The following is a 26932-nucleotide window of genomic DNA, read 5'->3' as shown; positions in this document are numbered from 1 at the left end:
TTAGTTTTCAAAGAACAATTTTTCTTTGTTGCTCCGTCAGAAGCAACTCTTATATATTACCAGGTTCAAAACCTGATGTCAATAAGTTTTTTCAATTTCTTTGTTGCTAACTAAGTAGCTCGCAGCAACAGATATAAATATAGCACCTTTATTCTTCAATGGCAACCTCTTTTTAAGATTTTTATTCGCATGAATAAAAGAAAGATAATTCATATTACTGTGCGCAAATCTAGTAATGAGAATTGAAAATAAAAAAAGGCAAAACGACGTTTGCCGTTTTGCCTTCTAATATTATTAACGATGGCGCATCAATGGGAATAACAGTACATCCCTGATGGATGGTGAATTGGTCAGCAGCATAACAAGTCGGTCGATTCCGATTCCGAGTCCGCCTGTTGGTGGCATTCCATATTCCAATGCTTCGATGAAGTCTTCATCCATTTCGTGCGCTTCATCATTTCCTTGCTCTTTTTCTTTTAGTTGTGCTTCAAAGCGTTCTCTTTGATCAATCGGGTCATTCAGCTCAGTGAACGCGTTCGCATGCTCCCTCGCAACGATGAACAATTCGAAGCGATCAGTGAAACGCGAGTCCTCATCATTCTTTTTCGCCAAAGGAGAAATGTCAACCGGATGGCCGTAAATGAATGTAGGCTGGATCAGGTGCTCTTCTACTTTTTGCTCGAAGAACTCATTGACGATGTGACCGTACTGCATATGTTCAGTGATTTCCACTCCGTGTTCCTTCGCAAGTGCACGTGCATCATCAGTGCTCATTTGCGGCCAGAAGTCTACACCTGTATGTTCCTTAATTGCATCAACCATGTGAACTCTCTTCCACTCTGGCTTAAGGTCGATTTCATATTCGCCATACTGGATAGTCGTGGTTCCGAGAACATCCTGAGCGATGTACGCAACCATGTTCTCTGTAAGGGACATGATGTCTCTCCAGTCCGCATATGCCTCATAAAGCTCAAGCATCGTGAATTCCGGATTATGTCTTGTCGAAACACCTTCATTACGGAATACTCGGCCGATTTCATATACCTTTTCCAGGCCGCCGACAATCAGACGCTTCAAGTGTAGCTCGATTGCGATTCGCATGTAAAGCTGCATATCGAGAGCGTTATGATGAGTAATGAACGGACGTGCAGACGCTCCGCCTGCAATAGAGTGCATCAATGGCGTTTCCACTTCAAGGTATCCTTGTCCATCCAGATAACGGCGCATTGACTGGATGATGCGGCTGCGGTTGATGAAGGTCGTCTTGCTTTCGTTGCTGGTGATCAAGTCAAGATAACGCTGGCGATAACGCTGCTCGACATCTTTAAGCCCGTGGAATTTTTCCGGAAGCGGGCGCAGTGCCTTTGACAGGAACACAAAGTTTTGAGCTTTAATGGAAAGTTCGCCAACTTTGGTTTTGAAAAGCGTTCCCTCAACACCGACAATATCACCAAGGTCAGCGGAGTCAAAAACTTCGTATTGCTCTTCGCCGACTGCATCCTGGCGGACATAAATCTGGATTTGGCCAGCTAGGTCCTGGATGTGCGCAAAGCCAGCTTTTCCTTTTCCGCGTTTTGTCATTATCCGTCCAGCAATCTTCACCGCGACATTCTTTGTCTCGATTTCTTCTTTTTCCAATTCACCATATTCGCTGATCAGGTCTTCAGTAAGATGGGTGCGTTCAAATCTTTTGCCGAATGGGTCCATGCCCTTTTCACGCAATGCACTCATTTTTTCCCTTCTGACTCTGAGCTGGTCGTTTAATTCTTCATGACTCATGTCGCTTTCACTCCAATATATAATTAAATTTAGTATGTAATCCTGATTATGTTTGGTGGATACTTTTATTATTTTACACAAACAAACGTATTCAGACATTAAAAATCTCTTAAATAGAATAAAAACTGCCAGTTTGACCACTGGCAGTTACATTTAAGGATAAAAGTATTATAGGAAATGTAATGGTTAATGTCAATTTTTATCCAACTCGGTGGGCATTTTGCTCTTCTGCTTCCACTTCATCAGCGAAGTTTGTCACTAAGCGGGCATATTGGTCTCTTGTTGTGCACTCGTTGATACCATTGCGGATCCTTGCGTTGCCGCGAATGCCTTTCATATACCATGCAGCATGTTTGCGCATTTCGCGGACAGCGATGTGTTCATTTTTGAGCGCAATCAGTCGGTCGAGGTGAAGGATGCTGACATCGATTTTCTCGCGTGCAGTCGGTTCGCCCATCAATTCGCCTGTTTCCAGGTATTTAACCGTGCGGTAAATCATCCACGGATTACCGAGAGCAGCGCGGCCGATCATTACTCCGTCCACACCTGTTTCATCAAGCATTCTCTTTGCATCCTGAGGTGTCTGGACATCTCCATTGCCGATCACAGGAATGGTTACTGCCTGCTTGACGTCACGGATGATGTCCCAGTTCGCTTGTCCTTCATACATTTGGACACGCGTACGGCCGTGGAGGGCGATTGCCTGACCGCCAGCTCGTTCTACAGCACGGGCATTCTCTATGGCGAAAATATGTTCGTCATCCCAGCCCATGCGCATTTTCACCGTTACCGGCTTATCGACGGCATCTACAACAGCTGATACCATTTCATAGATTTTGTTTGGGTCAAGAAGCCATTTCGCACCTGCATCACATTTTGTGATCTTCGGTACAGGACAGCCCATATTGATATCAATGATATCGGCATTCGTATTTTTGTCCACGTATTTGGCCGCCTGGACAAGCGTTTCTTTTTCGCCGCCAAAAATCTGCAGGCTGAGCGGCTTTTCACGTTCATCTATATATAACATATCGAGTGTCCGGTCGTTTTGCAGAACAATTCCTTTGTCGCTGACCATTTCCGCACATACAAGCCCTGCGCCGAATTCTTTTACCGTCAGACGGAACGCAGAGTTGCAGACGCCAGCCATTGGCGCAAGCACGACCTGGTTCTTCATCTCAATATCGCCAATCTTAAGCATATCCTTCCTCCTTCTTTTCGTCCTGTCGAATTCCGCTCGAAGCGGAAAACCACAATCCTGATGGTAAGGGATCATTTAACCCTATTGCGGGGTTAACTCATCCAATCCGACATCCAGAAACTCTGCGATTCTGGCAATCAATTTTTCATCAGGCATCCTGTTTCCCCGTTCGATTTCTCCGAGGACTGAAACCGAAATGCCAAGCTCTTTTGCGAAGCCTTCCTGTGTGTAACCCTTCAGCTTTCGATAAGCGCGAATACGTCTTCCCCATTTTTCTGCTTCCATATTCGTACTCCTTCTCTATCCGGTATACTTTGTAAATCGTTTGCCAGCGGCTCCCTGGTGTTTGGGAGCGTGATATGTGGATCCATTTCAAGCAATGGAAGGATTACAAATGCGCGTTCGCTCATCCGAGGGTGCGGAATTGTAAGCTTCTCTGTTTCAACATTTTCGTGATTATACAGCAAGATGTCAAGGTCTAAAGTTCTGGGACCCCATTTTATTTCCCTTTTTCTCCCAAGCTTCAATTCGATCTCCAGGCATGTATCGAGGAGTTCAACAGGAGACAGACTTGTCTCCACCTCGATTGCCATATTTAAAAATTGATCCTGGTCGGTATAGCCTACCGGGTCCGTCTCATAGATGGAAGAAGTATTTACCACCGAGATTTCCTCATGGCCCTCAAGGAGGATGATGGCCTGTGTCAAATACCCAAACCGGTCACCCATATTGGACCCTAGCGCAATATATGCTTTGTTTTCCACTGTCATCTACTCCTCGTGATTTCGACTGCGACGGATTTATAGTGTCCCGGTATTGGCGGGTCCGGCTTGATGACCTTTACATGGCATGCTTCAACAAGCGAAAACTTCTCTAGAATTGTCGAGGCGATCTTCTCTGCAATGGCTTCCACAAGCTTATATGGTTTGCCTTCCGCGATGTCCTTGCATACTTGATATAAGTCCGCGTAGTTGATGGAATGCTGAAGTTCATCACTTTTTCCAGCTCTTGAAAGGTCCAGTTCCACCGTCAAGTCCACTGCAAACCGCTGTCCAAGCTTTGTTTCTTCAGGAAACACACCATGGTAGCCGTAAAACTCCATCTGATTAACATGTATTTTATCCACTGAACTCACCCTTTCCCATCATCGCGTCCATCATTTTTGCCATGCGCGACATTTCTTTCACATCATGGATCCTGACAATCTGGCAGCCCTTCTGGATTCCGTAGCATACCGATGCTCCTGTTCCTTCCGTCCGTTCAGAAACAGGAAGGCCGAGCACGCCGCCAATCATCGATTTTTTTGAGGTGCCCAGCAGAACTGGATAACCTAGTGACACAAGAGTATCCAGATGGCGCATCATCTCCAGGTTCTCTGCCAGGTCTTTTGCAAAGCCAATACCCGGGTCCAGGATGATTTGCTCATCACTGACGCCGGCTTTCTTGGCAATTGTGATGCTTTCATATAGATCATTCAATACGTCCCGGATGAAATGAGTATAATTTCGATCGTTGCGATTATGCATCAGGATGATTGGCACGCCCGTTTCAGCTGCGACATCGGCAATCTCCGGGTCTTCCTTCGCTCCCCAGATATCATTGATAATCACTGCTCCGGCGTCAATCGCACTTTTAGCGACCTTTGATTTATAGGTATCGATGGAGAGCGGGACCTGCAGTTCCTTTGTGATCGCCTCGATTGCAGGCACAACCCTGCTGATTTCCTCTTCATCCGAAATCCGTTCATAACCAGGCCTGGTCGATTCACCGCCGATATCGAGGATCTGCGCCCCGTCTTCCATCATTTGCTTTGCACGCACCACAGAATTTTCAAGTTGATTATACTTGCCGCCATCCGAAAACGAATCGGGCGTTACATTCAAAATTCCCATGACCAATGTTTGGCTGCTGTAGTCCAATGTATATGGACCAGCTTTTATTACAGGTTTCATTTTGCGAGTCCTCCATCCAATTGTGTTCTGCTCCATAGCGTTTCCCGCTGTGCTTCATATCGCCCAAATAGTCTTCTGACCATCTCGCCAGATTTCCCAGGAAAACTTTTACCTGAAAAAGAAGTGACCGGGACGATTTCCTGGATTGAGTTCGTCAGGAACATTTCGTCGGCTGCTTCCGCTTCCTCCTTTTTGTAAAAGCCTTCGCGTACCTCAGTGCCTGCTGTACGGGCCATCTCGATGACGAACCTTCGCGTCACTCCATCTAAAATACCGGTCTTGACCGCCGGAGTGAACAAGATCCCATCCCTGTACCAAAATAGATTCGAAACAATTCCTTCTGCCAGGAAACCTTCGTCATTCAAAAAAATGCCTTCTGTATCCATTGCAGGGCCCGCCTCACGCTTGGCCAGCACGTTATTGAGATAGTGATGCGATTTTAATCGGGCACTGCCCTCTGGAGTGTTGCGCCTTACCTCTAGCAGTACGGCCTGTTTCTCATTCATACCGCCTGCCGGTGGCAAAATTTTGGCAAAAACAATCACATTCGGCTCATTATAGCTTTCCGTCTGCAAGCCGATTTCACCATTGCCTGCGGAGACATTAAAGCGGATATATGCATCCCTGAGAGAGTTTTCAGCTAAAAGGCCATCAAGAATCTTGATCGCTTCATCTCTGGTGAATTCAGCTTTAATGTCCAGAATTCGCAGACTCGCATTCAGCCGCTCCAGATGGTCATCCAGCAAAAATGGGTGGCCATTGTAGATCCTGAAGGTTTCAAAGACACCCAGACCATATAAAAATCCATGGTCAAAAGGGGAAATCGCTGCCTCATTATTATCCATGAACCGGCCATTTATATAGAGCTTCATTTCAAGCTTACTTCCTTTGTAAAATTGTAATGCGCAATGAAATTCCGCAGCAGCTGCTTTCCCGGAGTTGTCAATATCGATTCCGGATGGAACTGGACGCCCTCCACAGGCAGAGTTTTATGGCGAATGGCCATGATTTCCCCTTCTTCTGTACAGGCTGAGACCTCAAGACAGTCTGGAAGGGTTTCTTTTTTGACAATGAGAGAATGATAGCGTGCTGCAGGGAATGGGTTTTCCACACCTTCAAAAATCGTCTTTCCGTCGTGGTAGACCATTGATGTTTTCCCGTGCATGAGCCGCTCCGCACGAACAACGTCCCCGCCAAATACCTGGGCGATGGACTGATGGCCGAGGCAGACGCCAAAAATCGGTGTCTTGCCGGCGAAATTCTTGATGGCATCCAAACTGATGCCTGCTTCATTCGGACTGCATGGCCCCGGGGAGATCATCAAAAACTTTGGATCCAGCTCTGCGATTCCCTGAATGGATGTCTGGTCATTGCGGATGACCTTCAATTCCTCCCCCATTTCGCCCAGATATTGAACAAGATTATATGTGAAAGAATCATAATTATCGATCATCAAAATCATGCGTTTCCCTCCGCAAGCTCTTTTGCCTTCCAAAGCGCGATGGCTTTCTTTAACGATTCCTTGTACTCATTTGCCGGGATGGAGTCAATGACGACGCCTGCTCCCGCCTGGACATGTGCCATCCCATCCTTGACGAGCATCGTGCGGATGATGATGTTCAGTTCCATATTGCCGTTAAAACCGATCCAGCCTAGTGAACCTGTATATGGCCCTCGTCTCACCGGCTCAAGCTCTTCAATGATTTCCATCGTCCTGACCTTTGGCGCACCTGTAATCGTTCCGCCCGGGAAGGTCGCATTTACGACATCGAACCATGTTTCACCTTCTGCTAGCTCGCCCCTGACATTAGAGACAATATGCATGACATGCGAGTACTTTTCAATGACCATAAATTCATCGACTTCGACCGTACCGTATCTGCATACCCTCCCGAGATCGTTCCTTTCCAGGTCAACAAGCATGACGTGCTCGGCACGTTCCTTTTCATTGTTGATGAGTTCATTGGCAAGCTGCAAATCTTCCTGATCTGTCCTGCCTCTCGACCTCGTGCCGGCAATCGGCCTTGTGCTGACCTCCGTACCGTTTACTTTTGCCAAGAGTTCGGGTGAGCCGCTGACGAGCTGGAAATCCGCCGTATGCAAATAGCCCATATATGGAGATGGATTCAACTGGCGCAGCTGGCGATACACTTCGATTGCTTCTGTTTCAACCGGCTTTGATTGCCTGACAGACAGATTAACCTGGAAGACATCTCCCTGCGAAATGTATTGCTGGACACGTTCCACTGCGTCGATGAAGGTATCTTCATCCATCGAAACATGCAACACATCATAGCCTGGCTTGTCCGCCTTTTCAGCATGCATGACTAGCGCCTCAGCCTCCCAGCGTTTTTGCCACTCTGTCAGCTTTTCTTTTGTGCGCTCTTCCTGGCCCGGTTCACTCAGGGCCATGATCCATAGAGTTTCTGTTTGATGGTTAAACACGAACCACTCCATGTACACCTGAAAATAAACCTCTGGTATGCCGGAGTCATCCTTTGCCATTTGCGGAAGCTTTTCGATGTAGCGGGCATAATCATAGCTGATATAGCCGATCGCCCCGCCCTGGAAATCTGGCAGGCCACCCACTTCCGGGACCTTGTATGCTTCCATTTCCTGCTTCATTAACTCAAGCGGATTTCCCTCAAGCGTTGTTGTCATTCCGTTCTTGCTGATCGTTAATTTATGGTCTTTTCCTGAAAAAATAACTTCCGGTTGGAAAGCAGCGATGCTGTAACGCCCGCCCCGTCCGCTTTCGAGGATGACATGCTCTTTATATTGTTGGGCAATATGGTCGTATTGATGAAAAAAACGTGAAGCCGTATAAGGAATACTTTGTGTATGAATGCTGTAGTGCGGCAAGCTCGTCACCCCTATTTTTTTCTCTTTATCCATCATACATGATGAAACGCGCGCTTTCATTTTTAAAATGATGGATTTTGGAGAAAAAGGAGCAGTTTTTTTGGTCGATATTCTCGAAGACAGCAAAAAGAGGCAAGCTTTGTCGGCCTGCCTCCCGTTAAATATTAGTTTTCGAATTGATAAAGCGGTGTGCTCAGATAGCGTTCCCCGTTGCTTGGGATGATTGCAAGTACCTTCTTGCCTTTGCCTAGTTTTTTCGCAGTTTCAAGTGCTGCATAGATTGCAGCGCCAGAAGAGATTCCGCCAAGGATGCCTTCTTCTTTTGCCGCACGGCGGGCAAAGTCGAATGCCTGTTCATTTTCTACCTTGATAATTTCATCATATACATCGGTGTCAAGGACACCAGGCACGAAACCTGCGCCAATCCCCTGAATTTTGTGGGGTCCTGGCTTTCCTCCTGATAAAACGGGAGAGTCTGTCGGTTCAACGGCAACAATTTTGATATCCTTATACTTCTGACGAAGAACCTTTCCTGCACCGGTGATGGTGCCGCCTGTACCGATGCCCGCAATAAACGCATCAAGCTGGTCACCCATCTGTTCAACGATTTCCGGACCAGTCGTTCTTTCATGGATGCTAGGGTTGGCTTCATTCTCGAATTGCTGAGGCATGAAGTAGCCATTTTCCTTAGCCAGCTCCTCTGCCTTGCGGATCGCTCCGCCCATCCCTTCAGGACCAGGAGTCAACACGAGGTCTGCACCATATGCCCGCAGCAGGTTACGGCGCTCCATGCTCATCGTTTCTGGCATAACGAGAATGGCTTTGTATCCCTTAGCAGCAGCCACCATTGCAAGACCGATTCCGGTATTGCCGCTTGTTGGTTCGATGATTGTATCTCCCTGCTTAAGGACACCCTTTGCTTCAGCATCCTCAATCATAGCAAGTGCGATACGATCCTTGACGCTGCTTCCCGGGTTCATGTACTCAAGCTTCAGATACACATCCGCACTTTGGTCATCAACCAGCCTGTTCAGTTTCACAATTGGTGTTTGGCCAATCAGCTCATTAATCGAGTTCGCAATACGTACCATATTATCCACCTCTTAATCCGAGTATTTTAATTGGTTTTATTAAAATTTACCAGTACTTTTAGTCTATGTCAATCAGTATGCTTCGACAAAAACAGATATCAGACTTCTGCCCATCCTTTTTAAACTATCCTATTATTACTCGTACTAAACAATAAAAACACACCGAAAAGCGAATGATAGAAAGAAGCACCGGTCAATTGAAACCGGTGCTTCCCATTCTTATTTTTTGCTGGTCTCGCCATAGAACCAGCTGACTTCAGCATCATTCCAGAATGCACGGGCAGAGACAGGAATGTCCATCTGTTCGAGGGCAATCTGTCTGCGAATCTGGTTCTTCACCTCACTGAAGCTATATTTCTTGCCTGCCAGCTTTTCGTGAAGATAAACAATCGCGTAGCCATTTTCTACTTTTATAGGTCCGGTCCACTCCTTAGATTTAAGGGACTTTGCCGCTGAAATCACTTCCGGGGAAATGAGTTCATCTTCTTCGGTCACAAAGCCGATGTCCCCGCCCTCATTAGCAGAAAATTCATCGATTGAACGCTCCATCGCCAGTGCGGCAAAGCTTGAGCCATCCTTTAGCTCCTTAACCGCTGATTCTGCTTCTTGTTTCGTTTCAACAATGATTTGAGATAGATGGTAAGAGGCAGGGATATCAAAGAGACTCTTGTTTTGCTCATAGAAGGTTTTCATATCCTCATCCGATACTTTTACATCCTTCGTCAGCAGTTCTTCGAGCAGCAAACTGTATTTGATCTGCTGCTTCCATTTTTCTTCGCTTTTTGGTTCGTTCCCTGGCGACGAATACATCGCCTTATAAATGGTCAGTTCCCGTTCGACTGCTTTGTCGGATAATTCGATCCCGTATTCGTCAGCCATCTGCATGACTACTTCCTGGTCGATCATGTCCCTGAGCGTTTCTTGTCCGTACCGTTCTTCCAGCTCGGTGAGCCATTGCTGGCGGGTGATCGACGCCTTGCCAACCTCCGCTACTGTCTCCTTTTTTCCTTCAAGGATAGCAGGCTTGGCAAGAAGCATTATAAGAGTGATTGCATTCAATATGGCTAACCCGGCAATAATGTACCAAAGATGCTTTTTTTCCACTTCTCTTCCCCCAGCACTAGCTTATTTTGCTTCTTTCTCTATCTCTTCCAGTTCTTCTTTTGTAAACACATATTTTTCGTTGCAAAAATGACAATGCGTTTCAGCCTGTCCTTCTGTCTCGATCATATCACGGATTTCTTCTGCTCCGAGACTGACCAGTGCATTGCTGAATCGCTCTTTTGAGCAGTTGCACACGAATGAAACCGGCATCGTCTCAAGGAATTTGACATTGTCTTTGCCAAGCAGCTCTTCAAGGAGCTCCTCAGGAGACAGCCCTTTTTCAATCAATTTCGAGACCGGCGGGATGGACTCTAGTCTTTGTTCGATGGCTGAAATGGTTTCTTCCGTCGTTCCAGGCATCAATTGAATGATGAAGCCGCCTGCTGCCTTGATTGAGTTGTCCGGATTGACGAGCACGCCGACACCAACAGAAGAATTAACCTGTTCGGATGTCGCGAAGTAATAGGTGAAATCTTCTCCAAGTTCACCTGAAACAATCGGCACTTGTCCTGTAAAATAGTCACGCAAGCCAAGGTCTTTCACGACAGTAAGCGTTCCGTCTGTACCGACACCCTGTCTTACATCCAGCTTGCCGTGTTCATTCAGGTCAAAGTGGACATGCGGATTCGACACATACCCTCTGACCTCCCCTTTAGCATTGCTGTCAACGAGAATAAGTCCAAGCGGACCGCCGCCTTCGATTTTCACCGTTAATTTATCCTCGCCTTTCATCATCGCACCCATCATCACACCAGCAGTCATCGTGCGGCCCAGTGCAGCCGATGCCACAGGCCAGGTATAATGGCGGCGCTGTGCCTCTCCAACAGTTTCAGTCGTTTTTGCTGCATACGCCCTGACCTGTCCATCAAAAGCAAGTGCCTTTACTAAATAATCGCTCATTGTTCTACTCCCTTCATGCTGTAAAATTTAATGCGTCCTCCCATCAAGGAAGCTTAGCTGTTTTTATCCATATTGCGCTTATAGATAAGCTGCAGTCCTTTTAAAGTCAAAAACGGATCGACAACGTCAATGACGGTTGATTCCTGGGCGATTAAATTCGCCAATCCGCCAGTGGCAATCACTTTAGTGGTGACCGCACTCTTATCTTTCATCCGTTTAACTATTCCCTCTACTTGCCCAACATATCCATAGAGGATACCCGCTTGCATAGCTGACACCGTGTTCTTGCCAATCACGTCATCAGGTCGGCTGATTTCAATCCTTGGAAGTTTGGCAGCACGCGAATAAAGAGCTTCGGTAGAGATGCCGATTCCAGGGGCAATCGCTCCGCCCATATACTGATTATGGTCATTGATATAACAATAGGTTGTCGCAGTGCCGAAGTCGACAATGATCAGCGGGCTGCCATATTCATGGATGGCCGCGACCGCATTCACGATTCGGTCTGCACCAACTTCCCTCGGATTTTCGTATTTAATGTCAAGACCAGTCTTGATGCCAGGCCCAACGACTAATGGTTTAAGGTGGAAGTACTTCTGGCACATCCTCTCAAGTGAGAACATGATTGGCGGTACAACGGACGATATGATGATCCCATCTATATCAGAAAAAGAGAGATTGACATGGTCAAAAAGATTTTTGACGATCATCCCAAACTCATCTTCTGTTCTATGGCGGTTTGTTTCAATTCTCCAGTGGTGTTTCAACTCTTCCTGCTCATAAACACCCAACACGATATTTGTATTCCCGACGTCAAAAACAAAAATCAAGCTATTCACCAACTTATCAGTAGTTTTCTGAATCAATTCTGCAAATATCATACCATAATCGCCGGGAATTCACTAAATAAAGTCAACCGAATCTGAATGTCCCTGCCCTGTATTGAACAGTCTCCAGAAAAATAAGCAGGTGCCCCGTTACAGGACACCTGCTTCATGAATTTTATTCTTTTGGATTCTCGTCGATTGCCTTTGGATCCTCGATGACTGAGTCAACTTTCTTATCAGTCTCTTCGATTGCAGGCAGTTCATCCTTTTTCGTGTTGATGTTCACTTTCATGTCGTCATTATCCAGGCTTACACTTCGCTCCGGAAGACGTCCATGGTCGATCAGATGCTTGATCTGTTCTGCATCGAGCGTTTCGACTTCAAGAAGCGTATTTGCGATAATATCAAGCTTATCACGGTGCTCTGTAAGAAGGTTCTTCGCTCTGGCATAACATTCCTTGATGATGGTTTGGATCTCCACATCAATTTCATAAGCAATCTTATCTGAATAGTTCTGCTCATTGTTCAGGTCACGTCCAAGGAATACCTGACCTTGCGCCTGGCCGAACTGCAATGGTCCGAGCTTATCACTCATCCCGAATTCAGTAACCATTCTTCTCGCAATGCCTGTCGCACGCTGGAAGTCGTTGTGGGCACCTGTGCTCACTTCGCCAAAAACGACTTCTTCCGCTACACGCCCGCCAAGGAGGCCGGTGATTTTATCAAGAAGTTCAGGCTTCGTCATGAAGTAACGATCTTCCTTAGGAAGCATGACAGCATAACCGCCAGCCTGTCCGCGAGGGACAATCGTTACCTTATGGACCATTTCCGCTTCATCAAGGACAACCCCGATAACGGTATGGCCGGCTTCATGGAAGGCAACAATATTTCTTTCCTTCTTGGAGATGACACGTGTCTTTTTGGCAGGACCGGCAATGACACGGTCTGTTGCTTCATCCAGATCCAACATGTCGATCTTCTTCTTATTTCTTCTGGCAGCAACAAGCGCTGCTTCATTCAGCAAGTTTTCAAGGTCCGCTCCAGAGAAACCTGGAGTACGAGCCGCAATACTCTTTAAGTTAACAGATTCATCAAGTGGTTTATTTCTCGCATGCACCTTCAATACAGCTTCACGGCCAGTGACATCCGGACGGTCAACTGTGATCTGGCGGTCGAAACGGCCTGGACGCAGCAATGCCGGATCAAGGATATCAGGGCGGTTAGTAGCCGCTACGATGATGATTCCCTCGTTGGCACCAAATCCATCCATTTCAACAAGCAACTGGTTGAGCGTCTGTTCACGCTCATCGTGCCCTCCACCAAGACCAGCACCACGCTGGCGGCCGACAGCATCGATTTCATCGATGAAGATAATACATGGAGCATTCTTTTTAGCTGTTTCAAATAAATCACGCACACGTGACGCACCGACACCGACAAACATTTCTACGAAGTCGGAACCACTGATCGAGAAGAACGGTACTCCCGCTTCCCCGGCAACAGCACGTGCAAGCAGTGTTTTACCGGTTCCCGGAGGTCCTACCAAGAGGATCCCTTTTGGTATACGCGCTCCAAGCTCAGCGAATTTACGAGGGTCCTTAAGGAATTCAACAACCTCGACAAGCTCTTGTTTTTCTTCATCTGCGCCCGCAACATCCTTGAAGCGCACTTTCTTCTTTTCTTCGTTATACAGCTTCGCTTTGCTCTTACCGAAGTTCATGACACGGCTGCCGCCGCCCTGAGCCTGGTTAAGCAAGAAGAAGAACAGAATGAAAATGATGATGAACGGAATGATGGATGTAAAGAACGTTACCCATCCGCTTGTTTCTTTTGCAGGCTTAATATCGACATCTGCATCAGCAGCTGTCTGTTCAATGCGGTTTAATGTATCCGGGTTGCTCCATACATAAGTAATGAAGCCCTTGCCCTCTTCCTGGCCCTTCATCTGGCCCCTTACTTCATACACACCTCGTTCAGGCTGCAGCGTCAGAGTTCCTGAAACATTGCCTGCCTCAAGTTCCTGCATGAATTTATCGTAAGAGATTTGTTCAGTTGGCTGGTTATTTCCATTAAAGAAGCTCACTACTCCGATAATGACTAAAAATATCAATAAATAAAAGATGGTATTACGGAAGATCCGATTCATCCCTTACCTCCTCCCACGGTAGACAAACTATACTAAATAGTATCATAGCAAATTATGCTAATACAAGAAATTAACATTCAGAATATTTGGTTGTTATGTGAAATGTTAAATTTCATTCACTAAATCGTAACCGTTATTTATTTTGTGTATACTTCCGGCTTCAAAATTCCGATATAAGGCAGGTTACGGTATTTTTCCGCGTAATCAAGACCATAGCCGACAACGAACTCATCAGGAACGATAAACCCGACATAATCTGCTTTGATATCAGCCTTTCTTCCGGTTGGTTTATCAAGCAGCGTGACAATTTTGATGGACTTAGCCTTGCGGTATCTGAACAACTCAACCAAATAGCTGAGAGTCAAGCCGCTGTCGATGATGTCCTCGATGATCAGGATGTCTCTTCCTTCAACGGAAGTATCAAGGTCCTTAAGGATTTTAACTTCACCGGATGACACCATCGCATTTCCATAGCTTGAAACATCCATGAAGTCCATTTCAAGGTAAGCATCCACGCGCTTCAGCAAGTCACCCATGAAAGGCATTGCGCCCTTCAGGACTCCGATTGCCAGCGGGAAACGGTCCTGATATTCTTCAGTTAACTGCGCCGCCAGCTGTTTTGTTTTTTCCTGAATCTCTTCTTCTGTAAACAGTACTTTTTCAATATCATTTTTCATCATGATCATTGTGCCCCCTGGAAGATATCAATGCTTTATATAAGTTAATAGTAATAACCTGTTTCCTTGTTCACTTGCTTCGTGATTCGATTTTTTCAGGCCTGGAAGCCAAAGGATCCTGTCTTCCCGGTCTGTGACGACCGGCCATTCATCCCTTTGTTCTAACGGGACTTTCATATCGATGAAAATATCTTTCAGCTTCTTTGACCCCTTCATTCCCTTCAAAGACATCCTGTCACCATTCCTTCTGGTGCGGATGTATAAGGGAGTGCCTGTTTCCTCCAGGTCGACGATGAAACGATGATTGGAAATATCCGTGACATGAACATCATTGAGCAATTGGGCATCAATGCGATCACCATTCGGCAAGATCAGCTGCTTTGGTCCTGTCATTTCAAAACGGTAGCTTTGCCTTTCTGGCGGGTTCAATGTGAATTGGCAATTTCCATACGATCGTATGATTCTTAAACCGCTGGGGAAATCAAGTGTTCCTGACGGATGGGGGTTGCGAATTATTGAAAAAATCTTTTCAATATGTATAGCGGAAAGAGAAGCAGGTCGATCATTGTAAAGATAATTTAATATTAGTTTAATCGCTCTTCTTTGTAAAGGCATTGGCATTTCTCGAAAAGAACTAATAGTGATCGAGATCCCTCTGTCCTCTTTCTCCATTACTTTATTCAATTCTTTCCTTGTTAATTCAAGAAGATACTTTTCATCCATCTGCAATTCTTCGCTGAAACGCTGGAAATGTTCATGGACTCCCGGATTCTCTTCTTTTAAAAAAGGCAGGACGGTTTTCCTGAATCGGTTCCTGCTATAGTATGCCTTCTCATTGCTTGGATCGATTCTGGGTTCGAGCGAATTTTCGGCGCAATACTCTTGCAGTTCCCTTTTGGTCAGACATAAAAATGGCCTGAAAACCGTGAACGGACCCATTTTACGGGAAAAAGGAATGCCTGCCCTTGCTGCTCCGGAACTGCCCCTGGTAAGCCTCATCAATATCGTTTCGACCTGGTCGTCCCCATGATGCCCTAATGCAAGGTATTCAAGTTGATGCTTCTCCATCACTTTATCGAAAAAGGCAAATCGGCATTCGCGGGCGGCTTGTTGGGAGCTTAAACCTGTCTTCTCCATATAAGCTGGCACATCGACCCTTTTCATCTCAAAGGGAAGGCCCCGTTTTTCGCAAAAATCTTTTACAAACAGAGCATCTTGATAAGATTCATCACCACGGAACATATGGTCAACGTGGACAGCAATAATCTTCAGGGATTTCCGTTCCCGCTGCTCAGATAAATAGTGAAGCAAAGCAAGCGAATCCGGTCCACCGGAAACACCGACTGCGATTGACTTGTTATTCAGCTGAAAACCATGCCTTTCAAGAAAGGCATTCACCTTCATATCGATCATCACGATCTTCCTTACCGCATTGCCGGTTTAACTCTATACCCACGCCGGCAATCCATTAATCTTCTAAATAGGTTTATTATCTTTCAGCTTAACACTTTCCATTGTACTTTATCAAAAATCAGGGCTTTACTCCCTTATCTACGGATGAGCCCGTAAAAGGTTTCAAAAATATCAGGTAATCTGGCTATAAATATAGAAAAAATATAACAATGAGATAATCAGGATGATGGTGGCGGTTTCAAGAGTTGAGGATTTCTTCCTGCTCTTGTTATATCGCTTTCTCGTTTGTCCTGATGCTGAAGATGATGCCCTTTTCACAGTGCTGCGAGCCGGACTCGGCTGATGTTGCTTTTGTGGAGCAGGCTTTTGCTGGCGATTGTTTCTTGATGAGGAATCCGGCTGATGGACCTGGAGTAAATCTGTCCTCATTTCTTTTGCGGACCGGTACTTCCCAGACAGCGCGTTGTAAATGACCTTTTCGTATCTCCTCAACTCTGGGCTTTGCTTCACCTTTTCCATGATTTCGCTGATTCCGCCTGATTTCTTCGTAAACCTTTTCGGATAGGCTGTGTTGACCATGATCATGGCGACAGCAAACAAATCGTACCCTGGCTCTGCCTTTCTGCTTCCAAGCCCCCAGTAACCCCGGTCAAAGAATTCCGTGAACTCTTTGATCGACCTACCCTGCATCGTCGTTCCGCCAACATCGATGCAGCGGATCCTTGCCGGTGGTCCTGTCACAATCAAATTTTCCGGTTTTAAGTCGCCAAAAACCCAGCCATTGTCATGCAGTTGCTGTAAATCCGCCAGCAGCTGGAGGATCATCACTCCAGTCCAATCCGGCCCTTTTTGCTCAAGGAAAGCGAGAAAATCCGGTCCTTTTATGAATTCCATGACATAGAAACTGACTTTCTTTCCTGGGCGTTCCCAATCATCTACATCCAGCAAAGAAGGCCCGAGGGCAGATCCCTGGACCTTGGCAAAAGCTTTCAATACATTGACCTCAGAAGTGACCGACATTCCATTGTCGCTCATTTTCAATGCTACCTGTTTATTGTCATGTCTTGCTAAATACACAATCCCATTTGCTCCAAAACCAAGTTCTTTAATGATGGTATAACGATTGTGATGCCATTTCCCTTCAATGATGGTGCCGGGAATGACCTTACACAGATTCTTCAAAGAAGGATTCATCATCACGGGACAGAAGGCTCCTTAGAGATCGTTTTTTATTGAAATAAGAAAGGGCTTCACGAATCGCCGGGCCTGTCGGCGTAATTCCGCCAGTTGTCAGCTTGGCAAAAATGCTTGTCAGCGATTCAAGCTTTGGTGTCCAATCCAGCAATTTTTCGACATCATTTCGTTTCCCGGGAAATACAAACACCGAAAAACGATTATCGCCGGAACGGGCATTCAGGCTCAAACTCAAGTCCAGCAAGGCTTCTTTTACAGTCGGCAGCTTATGCTTCATGCTCGCGCTTGTGTCGACAAGAATCAACACATCCAGTTCAACCGTCTCCCCAAGCTCGTCCACAACCTCCATGACCTCCCCGCGCTGTTCTGGAGGAAGATCTTCTACCGTCCTGCCGCCGCCAAGAATTTGCTGCAACTCCTTATTGACCACTCCCTGAAGAGTCTGGGTCATCGCTTTCCTCGTTACCATCTGGACAGTCTGTGAAAGCTGCTGCGCATACACAATCTGGCTGACACCTCCGCCAGACATCGCAATGCCCTCGATTTCTTTCATGCCCTGTTCATCTATCACATCCTGTTCCATCACACCAATGACATTCACCGTAATCCCCTGCTCCTTGGCCAGCGCAGCCATTGCGATCGGATCTTCACCCTGATTCGAGCATCCATCTGTAATGAGCAATATTTGCCTGATCGTTCCTGTTTTCATGCAATCCCCTCACTTCCAGGCCCGACTTTTACAATCTAGTAAAAGAAAGAAGCCTATAATAAATTTGTTACCATTTTCGACGAAGTAGAGGGGAAATATACATAAGAAAAGCGGAAGCGCCTTGATCAGCCCCGACAAGCGCTGGAGGGCCGACCAGTGAAGTCGTTCTTTGACTTCATTGGGCGGACCGAAGCGTCTCGAGGGGCTAGGCGCTGGAGCTAGACATTTCTCGAAGTGAAAATTTTACTTCCTCGTACATAAATGAATCGCATATTGCTCAAATTAACCGGTTAGGCTCTTTTTTGATAATTACCCATCGGAATCGATGCCCATTTCGGGATATTGTGATCGATTTTCGCGACAACGACGGTCATGTCATCCTCAATGGATCCTCCGCGGGAACGGATGACTTCCTCCATGATCAAATCGGCGATGGCCTGTGGATCTTCGGTCTGGAGCTCATTGATTTTCCGCTTCATCCATAGATCGTAATTCTCGACATGCTTCGGTCCTTCAAAAACACCATCGCTCATCATGATCAGCAGGTCACCGGCCTTCAGCTGCTCGCCGACGACATCTACTTCGAATTCCTGTAAAATCCCCATCGGCAGGTTGCTCGCCTGGACCTTCATAACCTTGGAGCCTCGTTTGATGAAGCTCGGGGTCGAACCGATTTTCAGGAATCTTGTCGATGCATTTTGCAGATCGATCATAGCGAGGTCCAGGGTTGAGAATATTTCATCCGTTGTCCTTAATGATAAAATGGAGTTCACTGACTTGATTGCCACTTTTTCTTCAATTCCTGATTGAAGGATTTGCTGCAGCAATAACAGTGTATCCCTGCTCTCTGAATGGGCTCTTTCGCCATTGCCCATTCCATCACTGATGGCAATTGCAAATTTACCACCGCTCAGTTCAATGGTCGAATAGCTATCCCCGGAAACAAGGTCTCCATCTTTGGCCGCATGCGCTACACCAGTCGATACGACAAAGGCTTTGGCAGAACGGAATGTCACATGGCAAAAACCGTTCGGGAAGGTTGAGCATTCTTCCGAATTGACGACGATGTTTTCCTTGAGGATATCGGACAGCATTGGCGCGATCAGCTTTTCGCATTCCCCATGTCCCTGGCAATATGGAATGGTCATATCGATATCCACATTGCCCTGTTCAAGGCTGTAAATTTCCACATGCTCGATATGAATGCCAAAATCCTGCAGAGATTCAAGAATCAGCTCCTCCTGCTTTGAGTGGTTCTCGCGCTCACGCTGGATTTCCTTGGCGAAATCACCCATGACTTCGGAAACACCCAGCAATTGATCGGCAACAAGCCGCCTGCTTTCCTGGACCTGCTTTTTCAGCTTACGGTTGGCCTGGTAATAGGTCAGCTGCTGCTGCATGATTTCTAGGACTTTCTTCGACCTCGTGCAATGCTTGTCCCAGTCCCGGGATAGCTTCTGAGGCACCGCACCGGAATTATGATCCATCTCCTGCATAATTTCGCTCATATAGTCATAGGTTGTATTAAAGTTCCTTGTCCAGCAATGGTCTTTCTTAAAACAGGTCTGGCAAGTCTTTTCCGTGACATTGCTCAGGAAGTAATCCATATCGCGATCCGTTTCAACCGTTTCATCCTGGACCTGCAAAGTCGAAAAGCTTTTCGACAATGCTTCAAATACATTCGAAAACTGGACGACACGCTGTGCTGTTACATCCCTCATTTTTCTCATGTATTGCTGCTGCTCTGCTGAGTACTCCGCTGTTCCCGGAATATGTTTGGCGATCCGTGACGTAAGCGATTGAGGTGTCAGGAAAAAGAGCAGGACAGCCGCTGCCGACTCGGTCAATGTCTGGCTAAGGGCACCTCCGCCCTCGCCATACATGCCAATCAAAAGCGTGGCGATGAACAATCCAAGTGCTACCCCCGGCTTCTTTCCCTCTTTCAGCAAGCCGCCGAGCAGACCTGAAAATGCCAGCAGGCTCATATGGTAAAAACTCGACACATTCGCAAGACTGAATATCAAGCCTGTTACGACACCGACTGTAGAACCCACGGTGGCTCCGGCAACAAATGAAAAAATGAGGATCAAGTAACGGGACATGACATGTTCGACTGATAAGTCATAAATTGTCCAGCCGATGGTTCCTGTCATCACGGAAGCGAGCATGATGATCAAACAGACAATTTCCTCTGTTTTCAAAGATTGCTTGCGCAGGCTAGAGGTCATCAATGGTATGCTTTGCAGGAAAATGAACGTCAACACCAATCCCAGGCCTGCTTCGACTCCTGTCATCATCCCTTCATACATGGTGATATTTCCTGACAAAATAAGAGCTTTCAACATTTTGGCTATTAAAATAGTGAAAAATATATAGAATGGCAGCACTTTCAGATTATTCTTGATCCACTTTTTTGTCAGTTTGTATAGAAGCAGGAACAAGAATACCGAGCCGAAGGTGAAAACGGCATCTGTAAATGACAGGGTCGCAGCTCCAGCAACCAGACCAAACAGTGCAATTGGGGCACGGTCTTTACGGATGAGGTAAACGGCCGCAAAAAATGGAAGGCTAAAAGGGGTCAATTGTGCCAGTATCAAGGCACGGCCAAGCAAGAATCCAATGATCAAGAATATATAGCCTTTTTTCAGGAAAAGGGTTTCGATCTTGGATTGCAGCTTCGACATGCCTTTTGCCAATCTGAATCGTGATTCCTCGAGATGAACTTCACCGATCGGTTCCATCATGTTCCTTTCTACCTTTTGCATTAAATACACTCCCCACTTTTTTATCGTTGCTGATTATTATAAAAGGGAGCAATCCAGAAGTTTGTCAAAAACAAGGACAAGCATCAAAGTTTCGTTCGACGCATTTCCCCGTAAATAAAGCAATTACTCGAAATACCACGGATTATTTTTGCACCATGTTGAAATTTTGTGGAGCCGCTAAAAATTACCTCCTATTTTTTTATCTTTCTTTTTAAAAATCCATTGACACTATTTTAATATCTATGTATTATATTTCTTGTGCCTCAAAACAATACCAATATGGCGGTGTAGCTCAGCTGGCTAGAGCGTACGGTTCATACCCGTAAGGTCGGGGGTTCGATCCCCTCCGCCGCTACTTAGAAAAGCGCAGGCGACTGCTTAGCTCCGACAAGCGCTGGAGGGCCGGCAGGTGAAGTCGTTCTTTGACTTCATCGGACGGACTGAAGCGACTCGAGCTGCTCAAAGCTAACGCTTCTCACAAGATACTCCAGGAAGCTAACTCATAGATGAAAACTAGCTAGGAGCCGAAGCTGGACATCTAAAAACTTTATACGGCCCCTTGGTCAAGCGGTTAAGACACCGCCCTTTCACGGCGGTAACACGGGTTCGAATCCCGTAGGGGTCATACAGCACTGCAAAAAACCTCGTTCCTTTTAAAGGAGCGAGGTTTTTTTATTGTACGATGAGCACTATTATAAAAAACAAAAAGACAAGCCAGCGATCGACTTGTCTTGGTATAGCATAATACCTGCTATTTTATATATTCACTTAGCAGCAAGTTACCCTCTTCTGGCTCCTCTTCCACCGCGCTTGGATTCGGTAGCACGTTTTAGAGTTGACAAACGGTCTTCACTGTCCTTCAGGAATTTCGCCATTTTTGACTCGAAATTTTCCGGACGGGCATTTCGGTTGTCATTTCCTCTTCCGCCGCCACGTGGACGCTGGGAGTATGGTCGATCAGATCTTTCTGGTCTTGCAGGTCGCTCTGGTCGTTCTGGTCGGTCAACAGCTTTTTTGATTGATAAACCAATTTTACCGTCTTTCTCAACATTGATTACCTTCACTTCAACCTGGTCGCCTACTTTGAGGTGGTCATTGATATCCTTGACATAGTTATCAGCAACCTCACTGATATGAACGAGTCCGGTTGAACCGCCCGGCAGTTCCACGAACGCCCCGAAATTTGTAATTCCTGTTACCTTTCCCTGTAGCTTGCTGCCTACTTCGATTGACATAAAAAAGTTTTGCCTCCTTAAAGATATAAAAAAATCATACTTACTCTATATTATACAGAATATAAAAAAAGAGTGTCAATAAGGCGAATCTTGGGAGTCCTTTTTCTCTTTAGGAAGGTTGAAGATGATTTCGTTCTTTTCGGATAGGAAGTATTCCTTGCGGGCAAGCTTCGCTATGTATTCGTCATCGTTCAATTTGACAATTTCCTCATCCAAGATTTCCTGCTTTTTCTGGAGGTTTGCCAGCTTTTGCTCAAGTTGAGCTTTGTCCGCCTGCTTCTTTTCCAGTGCTGCCGTCTGGGAAATGAAGGTTGAGATCATCAAATAGGAGATGACGGATGCGAATAAAGCAAAGACTGCGAGGCGCCTGAATAGCAGTTTCCGCTTCCTGGTTTCAGCTATACCTGCTTTTTCACGCTGCTGTACATATTGATTTTCAATCCTGGCTATGTTCTTTTTCCTGATGACACTCATTCCCCGCAGTCCTCCTTACATTTATTTTCGATTGTGTAAAATAGTCTACTTTTTAAATTTCTTTATCCATTTTATCGGCTTAATAGAATAATTCTTTACTATAATTAGAAATCCTGCCAATTTATTATATAACTTCTCGACGCTTTTTTTAACTGTTTTCGGCAAAAGTTTCCAAAAAAGTAGGAATATCATCTTAACCGGCTTCCAAATGATGTATTTCAGCAGCCATAGTAAAACGGAAAGAAGCCATTTCAACAATCCATAAAGGCCTCTCCCCGTAAGGAGCACGAGAGATAGAGCAGTAGCAGCCAGCACTTGCAGCGGCCTGACTATGAGCAGCCTGACAGCCTTCACGAAGAACAAATAGACATTGATAGTGATCGAGATCGTGTGCTCGAGCAGCTTCAGGTACATTTTCTTGAAAAGGCTTTGATAGGCAGCGAAGCCGCATAATAATGCCAGGAAGATATAAAAGCGCAACTCTCCCATATTTACAGAAAATAACACATAAAAAATCGACAAACCCTGGAATACCCAGAACAGGATGTCATTGATGAAGACAATCCAGGATTTCCGCTTCGATCTTTTCAGGAATCGGTTATGCGTATCAAGTGAAGCGCCGAATAAGCTGCCCATCCCAATCATGGCGAGCATCGTCAAAAATTGGGTCGACAGCGTCATCGGAATAACTTGCTAAAGAATCCTTTAGCTTTCTCCCCATGCTGGTCATCGAGATAGACCAGATCGAAGATTTTCCCCTTGATCGAGACGATACCCTTGTCGACATCCAGATTCTTCATCTGTAGATTCTGGCCTTTGATCGCCAGGAATCCCATGACTGTCTCCAGCAGGAACTCTTCGTTGTCGAAGCTTTCAACCTGCTTTACTCCCGTGATTTCCAATGTCCTTCTGCCTCTCATCACTAAGTCGTGATCCGGCAAGTTGCTCTTTGTCTGGTTCGTTTCATAATATTGGCTCATCTTAACCCCTCACAATCATAATGCACTTTTGTACATGTTTATGATTGATTAAGGCAGAATAGAACAAGCCTTCCGACGAAGCCAGGTTTACTCTTCGTCGTCCCCCGGGATTCGCTCTTCCCCAAGGATCGTATACATTTCAGCCGCTTCTTCCTTACGGGAATTTTCCTGAATCCGCTCAATTTTGACAGAAACAACCTTCTGTCCGAAACGGATCGCCAGTTCATCGCCTGCTTTTACATTGGTACTCGCTTTTGCCGGAACACCGTTGACTGAAATCCTTCCCTGATCCGATACTTCCTTTGCCAATGTTCTTCTTTTGATCAATCTTGACACTTTTAAAAATTTATCCAGCCTCATCGCATTTAAACCCCTTTTAAAAAAATGGTTTGATTTACCTTACAATCCTTGTTTCTTGGCTTCGTCCCAATAAGCGTCCAGCTCCTCAAGGGAATGATCCTCGAGCTTCCGGCCATTTTCGGCTGCCTTCTGTTCGATGAAAGCAAAACGCCGCATGAATTTCAGATTTGTTTTGTATAACGCCTCTTCCGGATTAATATCGTAATGCCTCGCAAAGTTCACGAGTGCAAACAGCATGTCTCCGTATTCCAGCTGAATATCATCAAACCGGCCGTTCCCGCTTATTTCAGCTGACAGCTCCTCAATTTCTTCCTTAACTTTATCAAGGATCGGGGCAACTGTCTTCCAGTCAAAGCCGACTTTTGCTGCTTCTTTTTGCAGTTCATAAGCCTTCAAGAGGTTTGGCAGCCCTTTGCCGGCTCCCTCGAGAAGTGATTTAACAGGGCCGCCTTTTTCCTGCTCCTTGATTTCCTGCCAGTTGCGCATGACGTCCTCTTCGTTTTCTGCTGTCTTGTCGCCAAAAACATGGGGGTGCCTGCGAACCATCTTTGATGATAACCCTTCGATCACATCATCAATGGAGAAATATCCTTCATCCTCGCCAATCTGGGCATGGAGCATGACCTGCAGCAGCACGTCTCCCAGTTCCTCTATCATATGGTCAATATCGTCATTGTCGATGGCTTCGATCAGCTCGTATGATTCTTCAATCAAATATTTCTTCAAGGACTGATGGGTTTGTTTTTTATCCCAAGGGCAACCGTTTGGACCTCGCAGTTCTAATATAATTCCACGCAGCTTCCGGAAATCCTTGTACAAAATCTGTTCATCTTCAACAGGCGGAACATATACCGATGTCAGATTGCTCAGTTCCATCTCCCGGTCCAGTTCATATAATGGAACTTTTTTAATCACTTCCTCACTGCTTCCTGCTGCCGTGACGATGTATACCTCGTACTCATCCGGCAATTTTTCCATCAGCGTCAGCTTCACGTCAGAGGCTACAAACGCATCATACACCTGGCCGATGATTGTATGGCTCTTCAGCAGCAGGTCTTCTTTTACAAGAGCGGTGCCGTCAAGCAGCTGGAACCCATCGATCGGATCAATTTCCAGCGCTTGGAACATCGCATCAAGGAAGCTTTGGCCGCCGCCGATCTCAATTTCCGTTTCCCGTTCCGGGCCTCGTTCAAGCAATAGCTGCACGGTCCGCTCCGCAATCAAAGGATGTCCGGGAACAGCATAAGTGACGGGTGCCTTGTCCGCTTCTGCCAGCAAGAATTCTGTGATTTCCTCATATACATCCGCAAACTGGTCATGCTTCTCATAGATACCGTCGAATGATTGAAACTGCATGCCTTCCTTCTCAAGCTCAGCAACCACCGGATGCTCCTTTGTCCGTAAAAACAGGTTCTTCTCCTGCTGAAATTTTCTATATACACCAAGCGGCAGCTGGTCAAGGTCGCCAGCGCCCAGCCCGATGATGAGAATTTTTTTATTCATTTCCTGCTTCCTCCTTCTATAATGTTAAGGCATTACCTGGAGAACAGCTGCACAATCCGGCTTCCGAATGGCAGTGTCGCCAGCTCATCTTCAGTCAAAGCCCTCGTTTTGACCAGCACGAAAAAATAAACAAGTGCCCCAATAGCCACTGAACTTAATGCCTGGAAAATGGCTCCGAGTCTGTCAGGTTCAATATATCCATAACCGAAATCTGTTATAAACAAAAACAATCGCAAAATAACAGCCATCACAGCCGAGGATAGCAGGATTTTTCCGATAAATACGGTTGATAAAACTGGACCGCCAAGCTCGCGCCGCAATTTTGCAATCAAGACCATCATGACGCAAAGCATAGCTATCAGGGTGGCACAGGCAGCACCCATCGTCCCGAAAGACGGAATCAGGATAAGATTCATGAAATATTTCATGCCAAACCCGGCAAGAACGACGGCTGCCGGAAATAACGAATGATCAAGACCCTGGAGGATGCTCATGATCGTCAATATGACAGAGGCAAATAAAATCATCAAGCTCAGCACTGCCAGGACATTTGATCCATCGGCATTCTTAAACAGCATGATATTCACCGGGACCATGATGCTGGATAATCCCACCGCAGCTGCCGCGCCAAAAACCAGGCTTGTCTGAAGCGCGAGCCTGACTTTTGCGAGAATCCTCTCATGGCGATCACTTGATTTGTCACCGGAAATCGCCGGTACAAGACTCAATGACATCGATGTAGCAACAACAGCCCCTAGCTGGATCAGCGGCTGTCCACGGTCAAAAATCCCTTTTGCCGACTTTGCTTCCTCCGTCGTCAACCCTGTATCCAGCAAGGAAATATACATGTTCAATGAGTCCGCTAGCTGGAACAGGATCAACAGCATGCCACTGATGCTGATTGCAAGGCCCTGGACGACAAGGGCTTTTACTGCCCAGGCTGCGTCATCGAACAGGTCCTTCGCCTGAAAATGCTTGAACGGGTCTCCACCTCTATTTTTCCAAAAATAAAAGCCAAGCAGCAGCACGGAAATCAGTCCCCCGGTTACGGATCCGAATACAGCTCCAGCTCCTGTTACATAAAGTGAGAAGCCTTGTTGTACAAAGACTGCTGATAAAATCAGGATGGTCGCAACACGGATGAATTGTTCTGAAACCTGGGAAATCGCCGTCGGAACCATGTTTCCCTTCCCCTGAAAGTAGCCTCTGAACACAGAAATGAACGGAAAGAGCAAAAATGGGACCGATACGACCTTGAATAATGGCGTTAATTCAGGGTCTCCGATTTTTCCGGAAATCCATGACGCACCAAAAAAGAAGAAGGCGAAAAGCAAAAACCCGACCATGCCGAGAAACACAAGCGAGATGGCCAATAGCCTGTCCGCCCTGCCATGATGACCGGCGGCCTGCTCCTCTGTGTATAATTTAGAAATGATCACAGGAAATCCATATGTAGATAAAACCATGACAATGCCAAAAAAGGGATATACCTGCTGATAAATATAAAAACCAATGTCTCCAACAATATTCTGGAACGGGACACGGTAAACAGCGCTTAAAATTTTTGTAACCAGGGCTGCCACAGTCAGGATCATGGCTCCCTTCATCAATTCGTTTGAATCTGCAACGGGCTTCATCGCCCATCTCCTTCCAATTTCAGTTTCAAACGTATTATATCATAGCATGAACATGACAGCCCCAAGCCGCGAAGCCATTTTATCAATTGTAAAATAGCCGTAATAAACGAGAACATGAAAAGA

At 46.1% G+C, this 26932-nt stretch carries 26 protein-coding genes and 2 tRNA genes; 2 read left to right on the top strand and 26 right to left on the bottom strand.

Annotated features, from left to right (window positions below; genetic code table 11):
• Window positions 1–294 precede the first annotated feature (294 nt).
• The 19 genes from lysS to spoIIE form a co-directional block, all read right to left on the bottom strand.
• Window positions 295–1779, bottom strand: coding sequence for a lysine--tRNA ligase (gene lysS, locus J7E38_RS09415; RefSeq protein ID WP_214710366.1), 1485 nt, complete (start codon window positions 1777–1779; stop codon window positions 295–297).
• A 199-nt stretch (window positions 1780–1978) separates the two neighbouring features.
• Window positions 1979–2980 (bottom strand): tRNA dihydrouridine synthase DusB, encoded by a 1002-nt coding sequence (gene dusB / locus J7E38_RS09410; RefSeq protein ID WP_214710365.1) that lies wholly within the window; start codon window positions 2978–2980, stop codon window positions 1979–1981.
• An 81-nt stretch (window positions 2981–3061) separates the two neighbouring features.
• Window positions 3062–3265, bottom strand: coding sequence for a helix-turn-helix domain-containing protein (locus J7E38_RS09405; RefSeq protein WP_214710364.1), 204 nt, complete (start codon window positions 3263–3265; stop codon window positions 3062–3064).
• Window positions 3217–3744 (bottom strand): 2-amino-4-hydroxy-6-hydroxymethyldihydropteridine diphosphokinase, encoded by a 528-nt coding sequence (gene folK / locus J7E38_RS09400; protein WP_214710363.1) that lies wholly within the window; start codon window positions 3742–3744, stop codon window positions 3217–3219. Before folK ends, J7E38_RS09405 begins: the two co-directional genes overlap by 49 nt.
• A 2-nt stretch (window positions 3745–3746) precedes the next feature.
• Window positions 3747–4106, bottom strand: a complete 360-nt coding sequence (folB, locus tag J7E38_RS09395) for a dihydroneopterin aldolase (RefSeq protein WP_214710362.1) — start codon at window positions 4104–4106, stop codon at window positions 3747–3749.
• Entirely contained in the window at window positions 4099–4932 is an 834-nt protein-coding gene (gene folP / locus J7E38_RS09390; protein WP_214710361.1) for a dihydropteroate synthase, read from the bottom strand. The genes folB and folP overlap by 8 nt, the downstream gene beginning before the upstream one ends.
• Window positions 4929–5804: an aminodeoxychorismate lyase gene (gene pabC, locus J7E38_RS09385; RefSeq protein ID WP_214710360.1), complete on the bottom strand. Its 876-nt coding sequence runs from the start codon at window positions 5802–5804 to the stop codon at window positions 4929–4931. Before pabC ends, folP begins: the two co-directional genes overlap by 4 nt.
• Window positions 5801–6394, bottom strand: coding sequence for an aminodeoxychorismate/anthranilate synthase component II (pabA, locus tag J7E38_RS09380; protein ID WP_214710359.1), 594 nt, complete (start codon window positions 6392–6394; stop codon window positions 5801–5803). The genes pabC and pabA overlap by 4 nt, the downstream gene beginning before the upstream one ends.
• A complete protein-coding gene (pabB, locus tag J7E38_RS09375; protein ID WP_214710368.1) occupies window positions 6391–7827 on the bottom strand; it encodes an aminodeoxychorismate synthase, component I in 1437 nt (478 codons plus the stop codon). Before pabB ends, pabA begins: the two co-directional genes overlap by 4 nt.
• Before the next feature lie 131 nt (window positions 7828–7958).
• The gene (gene cysK, locus J7E38_RS09370) at window positions 7959–8885 is read right to left on the bottom strand and encodes a cysteine synthase A (protein ID WP_214710358.1); all 927 of its coding nucleotides are present in this window, start codon (window positions 8883–8885) and stop codon (window positions 7959–7961) included.
• Window positions 8886–9104: 219 nt separating this feature from the next.
• Window positions 9105–9989 carry a peptidyl-prolyl cis-trans isomerase gene (locus tag J7E38_RS09365; RefSeq protein WP_214710357.1) on the bottom strand — a complete coding sequence of 295 codons (885 nt, stop codon included), beginning with the start codon at window positions 9987–9989 and terminating at the stop codon, window positions 9105–9107.
• A 21-nt stretch (window positions 9990–10010) separates the two neighbouring features.
• Window positions 10011–10889, bottom strand: a complete 879-nt coding sequence (hslO, locus tag J7E38_RS09360) for an Hsp33 family molecular chaperone HslO (protein WP_214710356.1) — start codon at window positions 10887–10889, stop codon at window positions 10011–10013.
• A gap of 53 nt (window positions 10890–10942) precedes the next feature.
• Window positions 10943–11719, bottom strand: coding sequence for a type III pantothenate kinase (locus J7E38_RS09355; protein ID WP_214710367.1), 777 nt, complete (start codon window positions 11717–11719; stop codon window positions 10943–10945).
• Window positions 11720–11891: 172 nt separating this feature from the next.
• Entirely contained in the window at window positions 11892–13862 is a 1971-nt protein-coding gene (gene ftsH / locus J7E38_RS09350; RefSeq protein WP_214710355.1) for an ATP-dependent zinc metalloprotease FtsH, read from the bottom strand.
• 137 nt (window positions 13863–13999) lie between these two features.
• The gene (hpt, locus tag J7E38_RS09345; protein WP_214710354.1) at window positions 14000–14542 is read right to left on the bottom strand and encodes a hypoxanthine phosphoribosyltransferase; all 543 of its coding nucleotides are present in this window, start codon (window positions 14540–14542) and stop codon (window positions 14000–14002) included.
• A 24-nt stretch (window positions 14543–14566) separates the two neighbouring features.
• Entirely contained in the window at window positions 14567–15952 is a 1386-nt protein-coding gene (gene tilS, locus J7E38_RS09340) for a tRNA lysidine(34) synthetase TilS (RefSeq protein ID WP_214710353.1), read from the bottom strand.
• A gap of 171 nt (window positions 15953–16123) precedes the next feature.
• Entirely contained in the window at window positions 16124–17149 is a 1026-nt protein-coding gene (locus J7E38_RS09335) for a protein kinase domain-containing protein (RefSeq protein WP_214710352.1), read from the bottom strand.
• Complete coding sequence (locus J7E38_RS09330) at window positions 17118–17855, bottom strand: vWA domain-containing protein (RefSeq protein WP_214710351.1); 738 nt, start codon at window positions 17853–17855, stop codon at window positions 17118–17120. The genes J7E38_RS09335 and J7E38_RS09330 overlap by 32 nt, the downstream gene beginning before the upstream one ends.
• Window positions 17856–18145: 290 nt before the next feature.
• Window positions 18146–20620: a stage II sporulation protein E gene (gene spoIIE / locus J7E38_RS09325; protein WP_214710350.1), complete on the bottom strand. Its 2475-nt coding sequence runs from the start codon at window positions 20618–20620 to the stop codon at window positions 18146–18148.
• 281 nt (window positions 20621–20901) lie between these two features.
• Between spoIIE and J7E38_RS09320 the strand changes: the two genes are divergently transcribed.
• Both J7E38_RS09320 and J7E38_RS09315 read left to right on the top strand, forming a co-directional pair.
• Window positions 20902–20975, top strand: a tRNA-Met gene (locus J7E38_RS09320).
• 198 nt (window positions 20976–21173) lie between these two features.
• Window positions 21174–21245 (top strand) — tRNA-Glu (locus J7E38_RS09315).
• A 154-nt stretch (window positions 21246–21399) separates the two neighbouring features.
• On the opposite strand, the gene J7E38_RS09310 is transcribed toward J7E38_RS09315, so the two are convergent.
• From J7E38_RS09310 to J7E38_RS09280, 7 genes are all read right to left on the bottom strand, one after another.
• Entirely contained in the window at window positions 21400–21855 is a 456-nt protein-coding gene (locus J7E38_RS09310; RefSeq protein WP_214710349.1) for a S1 domain-containing RNA-binding protein, read from the bottom strand.
• A 75-nt stretch (window positions 21856–21930) separates the two neighbouring features.
• Window positions 21931–22329, bottom strand: a complete 399-nt coding sequence (locus J7E38_RS09305) for an FtsB family cell division protein (RefSeq protein ID WP_214710348.1) — start codon at window positions 22327–22329, stop codon at window positions 21931–21933.
• Between the two features lie 45 nt (window positions 22330–22374).
• Complete coding sequence (yabQ, locus tag J7E38_RS09300; protein WP_214710347.1) at window positions 22375–23010, bottom strand: spore cortex biosynthesis protein YabQ; 636 nt, start codon at window positions 23008–23010, stop codon at window positions 22375–22377.
• The gene (gene yabP, locus J7E38_RS09295; RefSeq protein ID WP_214710346.1) at window positions 23007–23309 is read right to left on the bottom strand and encodes a sporulation protein YabP; all 303 of its coding nucleotides are present in this window, start codon (window positions 23307–23309) and stop codon (window positions 23007–23009) included. The genes yabQ and yabP overlap by 4 nt, the downstream gene beginning before the upstream one ends.
• Window positions 23310–23396: 87 nt before the next feature.
• Window positions 23397–23669, bottom strand: coding sequence for an RNA-binding S4 domain-containing protein (locus J7E38_RS09290; protein ID WP_214710345.1), 273 nt, complete (start codon window positions 23667–23669; stop codon window positions 23397–23399).
• 39 nt (window positions 23670–23708) lie between these two features.
• Window positions 23709–25172: a bifunctional methyltransferase/pyrophosphohydrolase YabN gene (gene yabN / locus J7E38_RS09285; RefSeq protein ID WP_214710344.1), complete on the bottom strand. Its 1464-nt coding sequence runs from the start codon at window positions 25170–25172 to the stop codon at window positions 23709–23711.
• 32 nt (window positions 25173–25204) lie between these two features.
• Window positions 25205–26809 (bottom strand): putative polysaccharide biosynthesis protein, encoded by a 1605-nt coding sequence (locus tag J7E38_RS09280; protein ID WP_214710343.1) that lies wholly within the window; start codon window positions 26807–26809, stop codon window positions 25205–25207.
• Between the last annotated feature and the right edge of the window lie 123 nt (window positions 26810–26932).

Source organism: Bacillus sp. ISL-35 (assembly GCF_018613355.1).
In the GTDB taxonomy this organism is placed as follows: Bacteria; Bacillota; Bacilli; order Bacillales; family Cytobacillaceae; genus Mesobacillus.
Note: the sequence above shows the minus strand (reverse complement) of the source record. Positions and strands in the feature narration are given on the sequence as shown.